The following is a 13,594-nucleotide window of genomic DNA, read 5'->3' on the forward strand; positions in this document are numbered from 1 at the left end:
TCAGACTATGGGAATTATGTGCAAACACCAATAGTACCAAAACATGACGAAACAAGTGGAAATTTTCACAGATGGTTCTTGTCTAGGCAATCCGGGCCCTGGTGGCTACGGTATTGTTATGCGATACAAACAGACCGAGAAGACTCTCGCCAAAGGCTACACGCTGACCACTAACAACCGCATGGAAATGCTCGCGACTATCGTTGCTCTCAAAGCGCTAAAAGAGCCATGCCAAGTTATTTTGACTACTGACAGTCAATATGTTCGTCAAGGTATCACTCAATGGATTCATAACTGGAAAAAACGTGGTTGGAAAACTGCCGACAAAAAACCAGTGAAAAACGCCGATTTATGGAAAGCGCTCGACGCAGAAACTGAGCGCCATGACATTGATTGGCGCTGGGTCAAAGGCCATGCGGGCCACCGTGAAAACGAAATGTGTGATGAACTGGCACGTACAGCAGCAGAAAACCCAACCGATGAAGATACGGGTTATCAGCCAAGCTAAGCAAAATTAAGAATGCTTATCGGACACTTTGTAATTGACGCCTAAGGGCGTCAATTTTCGTTTAAAGTTCCAATGCGGTTTGATTGGCTTCAGTGGATAAGTTCGCTTACGAGCAACTATAAAATACAAACTGCCTAGTGGCGAAGCCCAATCACCAATACCATTTTCCAGCCATGTCCACATGGTTCTGTAACGTTGCATGGGAAACAGGCCATATTGGTCACACTCCACCACCTGATAATTCAGAATTCCCAACCAATCTTTAATGCGGTTTGGGGTAAACATACGTCCACTCCATGGCAAGTTGTTCCTGCGCCACGGCATCAAACTCGCCAAACCTGTAAAGCTAATTGGGTTAAACCCGGTAATGATCAAATAACCGTCATCAATCATGACTCGGTCAACTTCGCGTAGCATTCGGTGGGGATCATTACAGTAATCCAATTGATGAGAAAGAATCACTGAATCAAAACTTTTTTCAAGGAAGGGTAAATCGTAACCATCTGCAATCACATTGTGCAAAGGGTTCTGGATATCTAGATTGACTTGATGTTGAATATTACAGTTGCAACTGGTTAGCTCGCAGCTTAAGCCACCCATCTTAAGCATGTGATAGCCAAACAACCTTGGACACCACTCATCAAGTCGTGTTTGAATGGACTCACTCACCCATTGGCCGTTCTTAAGTTGTGACCAAGAGTGGGGTTGCTCAAGCTGTTTTTCACTGCGCGCTGGTTTCATAGCCTACTGGAGATCCAACCATGTTAGATATAAAAAGCATACCTGCATTTAACGATAATTACATCTGGCTGATTGAAAATAGCGATCGCCGTTGTGCTGTGGTTGATCCGGGCGACGCTGCACCTGTTCTAGCCTATTTAGAGCAACATGATCTGACCTTAGAAGCTATTTTGATTACCCACCACCACAATGACCATATTGGCGGTGTACCTGAGTTAGTTAGGCAGTTTCCCAACATTGATGTCGTTGGCCCAGCAAACGAGCCGGTGCCGACTCTTGCTCACGCAGTAGAAGCGGGAGACCAAATAGATCTGTTTGATGAAGTATTTCTCGTGCTCGGTCTTGAAGGCCATACCCTTGGCCATATTGGCTATGTAGGGGATGGAAAACTGTTTTGTGGCGACACTTTGTTTGCAGCAGGCTGCGGTCGAGTGTTTGAAGGCACTATGGAGCAGATGTTTACATCACTGAGTAAAATCGCTGCGCTGCCGATTGAAACAGAAATTTACTGCGCTCACGAATATACCGCAAGCAATGTTGCGTTTGCATTAGCCGTTGAGCCTGACAATCAACAGCTGCATAAATATCGTGATGAGGTGAATCGACTTCGCGCACAAAACAAGCCAACGTTGCCGACTACGCTTAGACAGGAAAAGTGGATAAACCCATTTTTGCGAACCGATGAGCCTAGTGTCATAAAATCCGTGAGCAATCGAACTTCACAAATCGATCCTGTGTCAATTTTTGCGGCATTACGTGAGTGGAAGAACGAATTTTAACGTTTTCTTGCTTGTCACTACGCTAACGAGGAAAGTATTATCAGCAGCCGTTGAAAAAAAGGGCTGTACAATGCGATTGAAACACAGCTGGGTATTGGCATTACTCCTGTCAGGCTGTCAGGTTACCCAGCACACTACACAAGATTCGGACACTGAAACCAATTCGAATAACACATCTTCCACTGCAGTAACTCCAGCGACACCGGTAACCACACCTGTAGAGCCAGAGGTGACCGCACCTGTTGTTGTTACTCCACAGATGCAGCAAGATGTGTGGAAACGCATTGCAATGCAGCTTGAAATGCCAATTCCAGACCATAAAACGGTCGACTACTACCGTACTTGGTATTTAAAACACCCTAATCATCTCAAAACGGTTTCCCAGCGTGCAGAACCGTTCTTGTATCTTGTTACAGAGAAAATTGAGCAGCGTGGCCTTCCACTGGAACTGGCGCTTCTACCTGTCGTAGAGAGCTCCTTTGATGCTTTTGCATATTCTCATGGCAGTGCAGCGGGTCTGTGGCAGTTCATTCCATCGACGGGAAAAATGTATGGCCTAGAGCAAAACTTCTGGTACGACGGTCGTCGCGATGTGGATGCAGCAACGGATGCAGCCCTCGAATTTTTAACCAGTCTCAACAAACGATTTGACGGCGAATGGAACCACGCTATTGCAGCGTACAACAGTGGTGGTGGCCGCGTGTCGAGTGCGATCCGCAAAAACACCAAAGCAGGAAAACCCATTGATTTCTTCTCGTTAGATTTACCAAAAGAGACCAGTGGTTATGTACCAAAACTTCTAGCCCTTGCTGACATTGTGGCAAACCAAGAGAAGTATGGTATCTCTATCCCACCGATTGCCAACAAACCTGTAGTACAAATTGTCGAGCCTAAAGAACAGCTCGATCTTGCTATCGCAGCAAGCTATGCCGGTATTTCGGTAAAAGAGCTGCAAAGCTTAAACCCTGCCTATAACCAATGGGCCACATCACCAAGCGGTAAAGACAAACTTCTTCTGCCAATCGAATCGGTTGAGCAATTCAACAAAAAGCTTGAAGAAAACCGTGGCAAAGGCATGAAGGTCGTTCGCTACAAAGTGAAATCTGGTGATACGGTAAGCGTGCTTGCCTCTAAGTACAACACCACCAGTAAGGTTATTCGTACCGCGAACCAGATGAGCAACAACAACATTCGTGTTGGCCAACATCTATTAATTCCGGTATCGACCAAAGATGACAAAGCTTACACACTGAGTGCGTCTAATCGCCTAGCCAAAACGCAATCTAAAGCTCGTGGTCAAATCAAGCTGACCCACACAGTACAACAAGGCGACAGTCTTTGGGGCATTGCTAAAAAGCATAAAGTGTCTCACCAATCGCTAGCTAAGTGGAATGGTATGGGCCCGCGTGACACGCTTCGCGTTGGTCAAAAGCTCGTTATCTGGAAGAACGGCTCTGATGGCGCCATTATCCGTACTGTTTTCTACAAAGTACGCTCAGGTGACACAGTGAGCGGTATCGCCAATAAATTTAAAGTGAAATCAAAAGACGTGGTGAAATGGAACAATCTGCAGAAGAAAAAGTACCTGCAGCCTGGGCAAAAGCTTAAGCTTTATGTTGACGTCACTAAGGTGAGCGTATGACCCCGTCTAGCAACCCTTTAATGATGCTAGTCGATATTTTCCGTTCGCCTAGCGTGTGCTTTTTAGCCCTCTACCAACGTGGGATGTGGGGATGGCAGCCGTTTATCTTCTTGCTGTTATCACCGTTTCTGTTTTGGGGAGCTTATTTCGATATTGTCGATTTCGAATGGCTAAAATCAGGTTTAATGCCTCAGCTAGAAGTACTTAATGCCGGTAACGTAAATGCATTAGATGCCGATACATTAATGGCCTCTGAAATCATTAATGATGTGATTGGACGTATTACTAATATTGTTCTGCTGGCATTCTGGTTTATGCTCGCCACTAAGCCTAGCCAACATCAGCATGGCTATTGGAAATGGTTTGCGGCAAGCAGCGCAATTATGTTCCCAGCGGTCATTGGTGACTTAGCAAGCTACATCAGTGTGCTACTTAAACACGGCGCAGTCATGAGCTATGCAGCAGACCTAAATAGTCTAAACGGTCTGATTAAACTGCCGATGACCAGTGAATGGTTCCATTTCGCAAGCTCACTGCCACTATTGATGCCTTGGTACATTGCACTTGGCTATGCGGCTGTTGGTACTTGGACTGAGTTTGAGCGAGGTCAAGCCTTAGCAATTTCAGCGCTTCCTTGGCTGGCTTACTACCTAATTTGGGCGCTCTACTTAGCGATTTTCTAATAGGGTAGCTTAAGGCGCATTACTCAATAGAGAAGCGCGCTTCAATCGGGTTATGATCAGAGGCATCCGTTGTGGATGCCTCTGCTGTTTCTAGCACCAAGCCACGATAAAACAGGTGATCAAGCGGCAGTCCTGTAACAAACTGCGTGCGATTATCCGGCTGATAATGTGCCTCTTTCACGCCAACGCTTTGTAACACTTCACGCATTATGGCCATACGTTGCTCACTCCAACTATTAAAGTCGCCCGCGACAATCATTGGCCCTAGATGTTGCTTTAGTGCATTGGCCAGCGTGGATAACTGGCGATGATACTCTTCGGTTCCATAAGTGAAGTTCACCGCATGGATGTTAACTACCGCAAGAGATTGCCCGTTAGACAATCTGTATTCCGCGTATAAAGCCGATTTAGGTAATCGCAGCCAAGGCTCCAGCTCTGTATAAGCACAGGCCTTCATCGGTAATTGATGCGCGAGGTTAAGCACCCCAGCCGAAGTATCAAATGCTTTAAATGCATCAACTAAGTTACCACTCCAACTCTCTTGATTTATCCAAGCTTTCAGCGGTTCTGTCATGCTCGCTTCTTGAAATAAAAGTAGCTGCTTGTCTTGCGTGACCTCTTGGCTCACTTGCGGCCAATTGCTGCGATTTTGCTTATAGATGTTCCAAACCAACAGATTAATTTGGCCATCAAGATCGATAGGTTCTGCTGTCTGGCTTTCATAACAGGTAAGCTCTGGTTGTCCTTGCTGGGTAGAAATGGCCAGCTCAGAAGATTGGCCCGATACCGTGGTTAATTGAGGAGATTCTGGTAATTTGAAAATAGTGTGGTAGCCAATCATCGTGGTACTCACCAAGACAAATGGAAGTAACAAAGCGAGACGTTTCTTGTTCATTAATACCCTAATCCAAATAACCCACAGCCAACATAATAAAAAAGAGCCTTGCGGCTCTTTTTAGTAATCTTAGATAGCGTCTTCGTCTTCTTCGCCAGTACGGATTCGCACTACACGTTCAACGTCTGTGATAAAGATTTTACCGTCGCCGATTTTACCTGTTTGCGCCGTTTCAATAATAGTATCGACACATTGGTCAGCCACTTCATCTGTGACGACAATTTCAAGTTTAACTTTAGGTAGAAAATCCACCATATACTCTGCGCCGCGGTAGAGTTCAGTGTGACCTTTTTGACGACCAAAGCCTTTCACTTCAGAAACCGTCATACCTGTAATGCCTACTTCAGCCAATGCTTCACGCACATCATCAAGCTTGAATGGCTTAATGATCGCTTCAATTTTTTTCATGTTCATCCCTTAAACTATTTTTCTTTATTATCACACGAAGCGCGGTTAATAAAAAGAGTGGACACAATACGTTACTTGCGTTGCCATTCAATTTGATAATCACCGCCAGAAAAACGTTTATCAATAAATAATCCAACAACCGCTACCACATGTTCATCACACATGATAATTGGCATCCGGCGACGCAGCCAACTTGGCACCTGGTATTCTTGAAACAGTTTTTTCAGCTTACGACTATGACCGCGCCCTTGAGGGTGCGCAGACAAACCTTCGGGGTTGAAGGTAACAGTAAGTCTACTGAGTTGATCTTCGGTCAACGATATCTGACCTGATGGCGCTGAACTCACGACTAAACCGCCAAGCTGGTCGGGCAAAGTGATAGCTTGGTTGAGCACTAGTGGGCTACTCCAACCTGACACATCTTGCGATACACCTACGTGATATAGGCGCCCAGCAAAGCGGCGCACTTCGATATCACCCAATTTTAAAATCGGATTCGCATCTTGAGCCGCTTGCGCTACTTGTTGCCAGATAGCGTATAAATGCTCTCGACTTGGCATAGGTAAATGAGCGCGTTCAAACCACAATCGAATCAAATGCGACCTTACTCGCTCACTTTCTTGATCTAATCCATCAATTGCGAGGCTGTTGTCGGTTCCGATAACCGCAGCAAATTTATCGCTCAGCAGCTCTGCTAATAAAGACTCTTGCTCAGCACATAACTGAGCCGAACGATTAACCGCTCGGTGAATGCTAGACCAGCGCTCAGTAAGCAAAGGCGTTACGCAATGACGGATGTAGTTTCGGTCAAAACGAGTGTCTTGATTGCTTTCATCTTCTAGCCACTCTAATTGCAGATCATTGGCGTACTGTTCAATTTGTTCTCGGGTAACATTCAATAGCGGACGTACTAATTGACCACCGGCAAACGGCATGCACTCAGCCATAGCGGATAAACCTTTCGGCCCGCTGCCTCGTTTGAGCGCTAGTAGAAAGGTTTCAATTTGATCATCCGCATGTTGGCCAACCAACAATAGATCACCCGAATTAACATGATAAGCAATTGCGTTGTAGCGTGCTTCTCGCGCTGCAGCTTCAATGCTCTGGCCTTGAGTCTCCAACGCGACTCTTTCCACAACACACTCAATGTTGAGCTGCTGGCACCACGTTTTGCATTGCTCTGCCCACTTATCGGCTTTGTCGCTCAAACCATGATGGACATGAACAGCCAACACGTCACAACCTTTAGATTGTCGATACTCAGCAAGCAACTGCAACATCACCCGAGAATCTACCCCGCCACTAAACCCTAAGACAAGCTTATTGGTAACAGAAAACTCCGCACTATACTGCTCAATAACTTGGGTAAAAATGTCGGCGAGTTGGCTCATGGTCACTATTCGTCTTTCAAGTAGGTCTGCGGCTATTCTACCGTTAATCTTCTATCGGGAGAAAACAAAAAGGGTTGAGACATGCTCAACCCTTTCGAAAACTGCGAAGAATGCAATTAACAGTAACCGTAGCTCATTAGGCGCTGGTAACGGCGCGCCATTAGCGCTTCATCATCAAACTGCTCCAGCTCTTCAAGCTGACGTAGCAGAGTCTGCTTCATGTTAGCAGCAACCGCTTGATGATCGCGGTGTGCGCCACCTAGTGGCTCTTCGATGATTTCATCGATAAGCTCAAGCTCTTTCAAACGTGGTGCAATTAGACCCATTGCTTCAGCGGCTTGCGGCGCTTTGTCAGAATCACGCCATAGGATTGAAGCACAACCTTCTGGAGAGATTACTGAGTACGTTGAGTATTGCAGCATGTTTACGTAGTCACCAACACCGATCGCCAATGCACCACCAGAACCGCCTTCACCAACAACGTTACAAATTACAGGCACTTTAAGGCCTGCCATTACTTTTAGGTTTTTCGCAATCGCTTCTGATTGACCGCGCTCCTCAGCGCCAACACCTGGGTATGCACCCGCTGTATCGATGAAAGTGATGATTGGCATCTTGAAACGCTCAGCCGTCTCCATGAGACGAAGCGCTTTACGGTAACCTTCTGGCTTAGGCATGCCGAAGTTACGTTTCACTTTCTCTTTCGTCTCACGACCTTTTTGATGACCAATAATCATCACTGGACGACCTTCAAGACGTGCAATACCACCTACGATAGCTTTATCGTCCGCGTATGCACGGTCACCAGCCAGTTCATCAAACTCGGTAAATACGTGCTCGATGTAATCAAGCGTGTAAGGACGCAATGGGTGACGCGCCAACTGAGCTGTTTCCCATGCACCTAAGTCGTTGAAGATTTTTTTCTTCAGCTCTAGGCTTTTCTTTTCAAGCTGTTCGATCTCTTTATCTAGATCTACACCGTCATCACCGCCGTGGCGTGAAACGTCGCGAAGAGCTTCGATTTTAGCTTCAAGTTCTGCGATAGGCTTTTCAAATTCTAAAAAGTTTAGGCTCATCTATCGGTCCTTTCTGATTCAGCTTATGTGCTGAATTTTAGTTAAATTCGAGTTCAACTTGGCTATTACCAAGCAACTGCTTTAAATCGTCAATCAACGCATCACTTGGTGTGACTCGCCATTCTGTGCCAAGCGTTAAACGGGCACGGGCATCGTTACGTTGATAGTAAATATGAACAGGCACTGTACCTGCTCGGTGAGGCTCTAGGATTTTGCTAAAGCGATCAAAAAACTGGCCGTCGATCTGAGATTGCTCGATCGAAACGGATAATCCACGTGCGTATTTTTCACGTGCAGAGCCGAGGTCCATAACCTCGCGCGCGGACATTTTAAGACCACCATTGAAATCATCAAAGCTGACCTGTCCGGAAACCACTAATATTTTGTCAGTTTCTAGCAGTTCGGCGTAACGATCAAGCGCATCTGAGAACAACATCACTTCCATTCGACCACTTCGGTCATCAAGAGTCATGATTCCGATACGATTTCCGCGCTTAGTTGTCATCACACGAGCGGCAATCACCAAACCTGCTACAGTAACCGATTGATCACGTCTTGTTGGTGTTGCATCTTTTAGTCGACAACTGGTGTACTTGCCAAGTTCCTTTATATAGGCATTTATTGGGTGCCCGGTCAAATAAAGACCTAAAATTGTGCGCTCGCCCTCAAGCCATACCTTCTCTGGCCATGGCGGTACTTTCGTGTACTTATGCTCAACTTCTTCAGGCGCTTCGGTGAGTACGCCAAATAAATCACTTTGACCGAAAGCTTCTGCTTGGTGGTGTTGGCTAGCCGCTTTAACTGCATCATTCAGAGAGGCCATCAAAGCAGCACGGTGTGGGCCTAATCGGTCTAGCGCGCCGGCGTAAATCAGCTTTTCAATCACTCGCTTATTGACCTTTTTCAGGTCAATTCGAGCACAGAAATCAAATAGGTCTTTAAAGTGACCATCTTTGTTGCGTGATTCTAAGATAGCTTCAATCGGGCCTTCACCTACCCCTTTAATGGCACCGATGCCGTAAACAATCGCGCCAGTTTCATCAACGTTAAAACGATACAGGCCTGCATTGATATCAGGTGGTAACACTTTAAGCTTCATGCGGAAACATTCGTCTACCAGACCAACCACTTTCTCGGTGTTATCCATATCCGCGGTCATTACTGCCGCCATGAATTCCGCAGGATAGTGGGTTTTCAGCCATAGTGTTTGGTAGGAAACCAGCGCATAAGCCGCCGAGTGAGATTTGTTAAAGCCATAACCTGCAAACTTTTCTACCAAGTCGAAAATCTTCATCGCCAACTCACCGTCGACGCCGTTTTCTATCGCACCTTGTTCGAAGGTCGCACGCTGCTTGGCCATCTCTTCCGGTTTCTTCTTACCCATTGCACGACGAAGCATATCCGCGCCGCCAAGGGTGTAACCAGAAAGTACCTGTGCAATCTGCATTACCTGTTCTTGATACAAGATAATGCCGTAGGTCGGATCTAGAATTTCTTTCAGAGATTCATGTTGCCACTGTTCGTCTGGGTATGATATGGCTTCTCGGCCATGTTTACGGTCGATAAAGTTATCTACCATGCCCGATTGCAGTGGCCCCGGACGGAATAGTGCCACCAATGCGATAATATCTTCGAAACAGTCTGGTTGAAGTCGCTTAATAAGCTCTTTCATACCACGCGATTCCAACTGGAATACCGCGGTTGTTTCTGAATTTTTCAGCAATCGGAACGAGGCTTCATCAACCAAAGGAATTGACTCAATACGTACCGCTTCTTTGCCTTCACGCTCTAGCCTTGGGTTAATCAGTCCCAACGCCCAATCGATGATAGTTAGGGTACGAAGACCCAAGAAATCGAATTTTACTAGACCCGCTGTTTCTACATCGTTTTTATCAAACTGAGTAACGGGGAAGTGACCTTCCGCATCGGCATAAATCGGCGCAAAGTCGGTAATTGTAGTCGGTGAGATTACAACACCACCCGCGTGTTTACCGGCGTTACGTGTACAACCTTCAAGGATGCGACACATGTCGATGAGTTCTTTCACTTCCTCATCGTTGTTGTACAGCTCAGGCAGCGCTGGCTCGGCTTTAAAGGCCTTTTCTAGCGTCATACCCGGATCAGGCGGAACCAGTTTGGAAATACGGTCAACGAAACCAAACGGATGACCGAGTACACGGCCAACGTCGCGGATTACCGCTTTCGCCGCCATGGTACCAAAAGTAATGATCTGTGATACCGCATCACGGCCATACATTTCGGCTACGTGATCAATTACTTGGTCACGCTTATCCATACAGAAATCGACATCGAAATCGGGCATGGATACACGCTCTGGGTTCAAGAAACGTTCGAATAGCAAGTCGTATTCAAGTGGATCCAAGTCGGTAATTTTTAACGCGTATGCAACTAACGAACCGGCACCCGAACCACGTCCAGGACCAACTGGGATATCGTTATCTTTCGACCACTGGATGAACTCCATTACGATCAGGAAGTAACCTGGGAAGCCCATGTTGTTGATAACTTCCAGTTCGATCTGGAGACGCTCATCGTATTCAGGGCGACGTTCAGCACGCTCTTTTTCATCGGGGAATAGGAATTCTAGACGTTCTTCGAGGCCTTCTTCTGATTTCTTAACCAAGAATTCCGTCTCTTCCATCCCTTCGGTTGGGAAGGCTGGAAGGAAGTATTCACCGAGGCGGACTGTAACGTTACAACGCTTAGCAATCTCTACACTGTTTTCGAGCGCTTCTGGAATGTCGGCAAACAGCTCACACATTTCATCTTCACTACGCAGATATTGCTGAGGGCTGTAGTTTTTTGGTCGACGAGGATCTTCTAGCGTATAACCATCGTGAATTGCAACGCGAATCTCATGGGCATCAAATGATTCTTCGCCTAAGAACACCACATCGTTAGTTGCAACAACTGGTAGTTCATGAGTTTCAGCCAACTCCAACGCAAAGTGTAAATAGGACTCTTCGTCTGCTCGGCCAGTACGAGTCAACTCTAAATAAAAGCGATCCGCAAAATGGGTCTGATAAAACTCAACACACTGGTTAACCAGCATCTGGTTACCCTTAAGCAGCGCTTTACCTATCTCACCACTTTTACCACCAGAGAGCAGGATCAAGCCTTTACTATGTTCAATCAGCCATTCTCTGTCGATCACTGGTTGATGCTGAACATGACCACGTAAGTAAGCCTTAGAGATAAGTAACGTCAGGTTTTTATAACCGTCGTTATCTGCCGCCAGAACGGTCAATTTAGTCAGCTCTTCACCAAATTCAGCCGACTGCATGGCAAAGTCTGCACCTATGATCGGCTTAACACCACAACCATGCGCTGTGCCGTAGAACTTCACCAAGCCACAAAGGTTGGTGAAATCGGTAAGCGCCATCGCGGGCATGCCCATCTCGGCGACTTTTTTAACCAGTGGCGGCACTTTAGATAGGCCGTCAACCATGGAGAAGTCACTATGGATGCGAAGGTGGACAAACTTTGGATCTGACATTAAAAATTTCCGAGGGTGTAGACTGTCGATTTGAGTTGAGTATACCCGAACTTAAACGCTAAGTTCGGCTATATTTGCACTTAGTGAGACGTGTGGCTAAGGGATGCGCGAAACGCTACTCCAAGCCAAGCGCTCGTTTTACCGGTTTAAAGCTTTTACGATGTTCGTCAATCACGCCATGTTGCTCAATCGCTTCAAAATGCGCTTTGGTTGGGTAACCTTTATGCTTAGCAAAACCAAACTCTGGGTGCAGTTTATCTAGCTCTTCCATCTCTTGGTCACGGACGACTTTAGCAATAATTGACGCGGCACTGATTTCAGCGACACGCAAATCACCTTTTACCACTGCTTGCGAGGCCATTGGTAGTTCAGGACAACGATTACCATCGATAAGCGCTAAGTCTGGTTGTACTTTCAAACCTGCAATCGCGCGCTGCATCGCCACCATAGTGGCCTGCAAAATGTTCAGCTCATCAATTTCTGTCGGGGAACAACGACCCACAGCCCATGCGAGTGCTTTCTCTTTGATTTCTGGCAATAGTGCTAAGCGTTTTTTCTCAGACAGCTTCTTTGAGTCATTTAACCCTTCAATAGGGTTGTTAGGATCTAAGATCACTGCCGCGGTTACCACATCACCCACTAGCGGACCACGGCCCACTTCATCAACACCAGCCACTAAGCTAAAACCTTGTGGGTATTCAAATGGTGGTAATTCTTTTGTCTCTTTTGCCATTATTGTTTCTCAATCAATTTCAACACTGCGTTTGCCGCTTGACGGTCTGCATCCTTACGAATCCAATGATGCATTTCAGTGAATTTCTCGACCATCGCATCACCACCGCCTTCAAGTAGGCGAGTTACTTCATTAGCCAGATTTTCCGGCGTGCAATCTTCGAGTAAAAACTCTTTCACCAACTCTTGGTCAGCAAGAATATTTGGCAAAGAAACGTACTTGGTTTTCACTAAACGACGGGCGATAAATGCCGTAATGGCATTCACTCGATAACCAACAACCATAGGGCGTTTGATCAACATACATTCTAGAGCAACCGTACCAGAGGCGAGCATCACCGCGTCTGAGGCAGTGATAACGTTTGTTGCCGTATCATTAACTAGCTTAAAGTCCAGCTCAGGCGCGAGCTCTTGCCACGCGGCTTCAAACTGTTCTCGGCGCTTTTCATTAACCAAAGCTACCGCAAAGCCCAAATCAGGGAAGCGTTTTTTAAGCTGCTGACAGGCTCGAATAAACGGCTCTGATAGCATCTTTAACTCGCTGCCACGGCTACCAGGCAAAACCGCAAGCCAGCGTTTGTCCTGCTTAAGCCCAAGTAGAGCTCGAGCTTGATTCTTATCGGACTCCATTGGAATCGCATCAGCTAAGGTATGGCCAATAAATTCACACGGCACATCAAACTTATCGTAAAAGGCTTTTTCAAACGGCAAGAACGCCAAAACCAAATTGGTCGCAGCCGCAATTTTATGAATACGTTTTTGGCGCCATGCCCAAACTGACGGGCTGACGTAATGAACGGTTTTTATGCCTGCATTTTTCAAATCTAGTTCCAAACGCAAGTTAAAATCTGGCGCATCAATGCCAACAAAGACATCCGGCGGATTAGTCGTGAAATACTTCACCAACTCCGCTTTCACTTTAAGCAGTCGCGGCAGTCGACCAAGCACTTCAACCAAACCCATAACTGCCAACTCTTCCATATCAAACAGCGATTCACAGCCCTGCGCTATCATTTTGGGGCCGCCGATGCCGACAAAGCGAGCATTAGGGTATTGCTCTTTAATCGCCTTGATAAAGCCTTCACCAAGCGTATCGCCGGAAAGCTCTCCAGCCACGATGCCAATAGTAAGAGGTTTGTCCATATCTGTTTTACCTAAGCATAAAAACACAAAAAGACCGCAACTATACAGATGCGATCTTTTTCATCAATTCACGTCTGAG

The 13,594-nt window shown here is 46.3% G+C and carries 12 protein-coding genes; 4 read left to right on the forward strand and 8 right to left on the reverse strand.

Annotated elements, in window-relative coordinates:
- The first annotated feature begins 43 nt into the window (after nucleotides 1-43).
- Nucleotides 44-508, forward strand: a complete 465-nt coding sequence (gene rnhA / locus MU515_RS14545) for a ribonuclease HI (protein WP_260261147.1) — start codon at nucleotides 44-46, stop codon at nucleotides 506-508.
- Nucleotides 509-514: 6 nt separating this feature from the next.
- Here the strand turns inward: rnhA and MU515_RS14550 are convergent, their stop codons facing one another.
- Nucleotides 515-1,249, reverse strand: a complete 735-nt coding sequence (locus tag MU515_RS14550) for a class I SAM-dependent methyltransferase (RefSeq protein WP_260261148.1) — start codon at nucleotides 1,247-1,249, stop codon at nucleotides 515-517.
- Nucleotides 1,250-1,269: 20 nt separating this feature from the next.
- Between MU515_RS14550 and gloB the strand changes: the two genes are divergently transcribed.
- From gloB to MU515_RS14565, 3 genes are all read left to right on the forward strand, one after another.
- Nucleotides 1,270-2,028 (forward strand): hydroxyacylglutathione hydrolase, encoded by a 759-nt coding sequence (gene gloB / locus MU515_RS14555; protein WP_260261149.1) that lies wholly within the window; start codon nucleotides 1,270-1,272, stop codon nucleotides 2,026-2,028.
- A 70-nt stretch (nucleotides 2,029-2,098) separates the two neighbouring features.
- Nucleotides 2,099-3,670, forward strand: coding sequence for a LysM peptidoglycan-binding domain-containing protein (locus MU515_RS14560; RefSeq protein WP_260261150.1), 1,572 nt, complete (start codon nucleotides 2,099-2,101; stop codon nucleotides 3,668-3,670).
- Nucleotides 3,667-4,353 carry a YIP1 family protein gene (locus tag MU515_RS14565; protein WP_260261151.1) on the forward strand — a complete coding sequence of 229 codons (687 nt, stop codon included), beginning with the start codon at nucleotides 3,667-3,669 and terminating at the stop codon, nucleotides 4,351-4,353. Before MU515_RS14560 ends, MU515_RS14565 begins: the two co-directional genes overlap by 4 nt.
- Nucleotides 4,354-4,372: 19 nt before the next feature.
- On the opposite strand, the gene MU515_RS14570 is transcribed toward MU515_RS14565, so the two are convergent.
- From MU515_RS14570 to lpxB, 7 genes are all read right to left on the reverse strand, one after another.
- A complete protein-coding gene (locus MU515_RS14570; protein WP_260261152.1) occupies nucleotides 4,373-5,248 on the reverse strand; it encodes an endonuclease/exonuclease/phosphatase family protein in 876 nt (291 codons plus the stop codon).
- A 69-nt stretch (nucleotides 5,249-5,317) separates the two neighbouring features.
- A complete protein-coding gene (glnB, locus tag MU515_RS14575) occupies nucleotides 5,318-5,656 on the reverse strand; it encodes a nitrogen regulatory protein P-II (protein ID WP_040987526.1) in 339 nt (112 codons plus the stop codon).
- Between the two features lie 71 nt (nucleotides 5,657-5,727).
- Complete coding sequence (gene tilS, locus MU515_RS14580) at nucleotides 5,728-7,047, reverse strand: tRNA lysidine(34) synthetase TilS (RefSeq protein WP_260261153.1); 1,320 nt, start codon at nucleotides 7,045-7,047, stop codon at nucleotides 5,728-5,730.
- A gap of 116 nt (nucleotides 7,048-7,163) precedes the next feature.
- Complete coding sequence (gene accA, locus MU515_RS14585) at nucleotides 7,164-8,123, reverse strand: acetyl-CoA carboxylase carboxyl transferase subunit alpha (protein ID WP_260261154.1); 960 nt, start codon at nucleotides 8,121-8,123, stop codon at nucleotides 7,164-7,166.
- Nucleotides 8,124-8,160: 37 nt separating this feature from the next.
- On the reverse strand, nucleotides 8,161-11,640 hold the full coding sequence (gene dnaE, locus MU515_RS14590; RefSeq protein ID WP_260261155.1) for a DNA polymerase III subunit alpha: 3,480 nt from the start codon (nucleotides 11,638-11,640) through the stop codon (nucleotides 8,161-8,163).
- 115 nt (nucleotides 11,641-11,755) lie between these two features.
- Nucleotides 11,756-12,373, reverse strand: coding sequence for a ribonuclease HII (gene rnhB, locus MU515_RS14595; protein WP_260261156.1), 618 nt, complete (start codon nucleotides 12,371-12,373; stop codon nucleotides 11,756-11,758).
- Entirely contained in the window at nucleotides 12,373-13,515 is a 1,143-nt protein-coding gene (gene lpxB, locus MU515_RS14600) for a lipid-A-disaccharide synthase (protein ID WP_260261157.1), read from the reverse strand. Before lpxB ends, rnhB begins: the two co-directional genes overlap by 1 nt.
- Nucleotides 13,516-13,594 lie beyond the last annotated feature (79 nt).

Origin of the sequence: Vibrio intestinalis, from assembly GCF_025195085.2 — a bacterium.
GTDB lineage: Bacteria > Pseudomonadota > Gammaproteobacteria > Enterobacterales > Vibrionaceae > Vibrio > Vibrio intestinalis.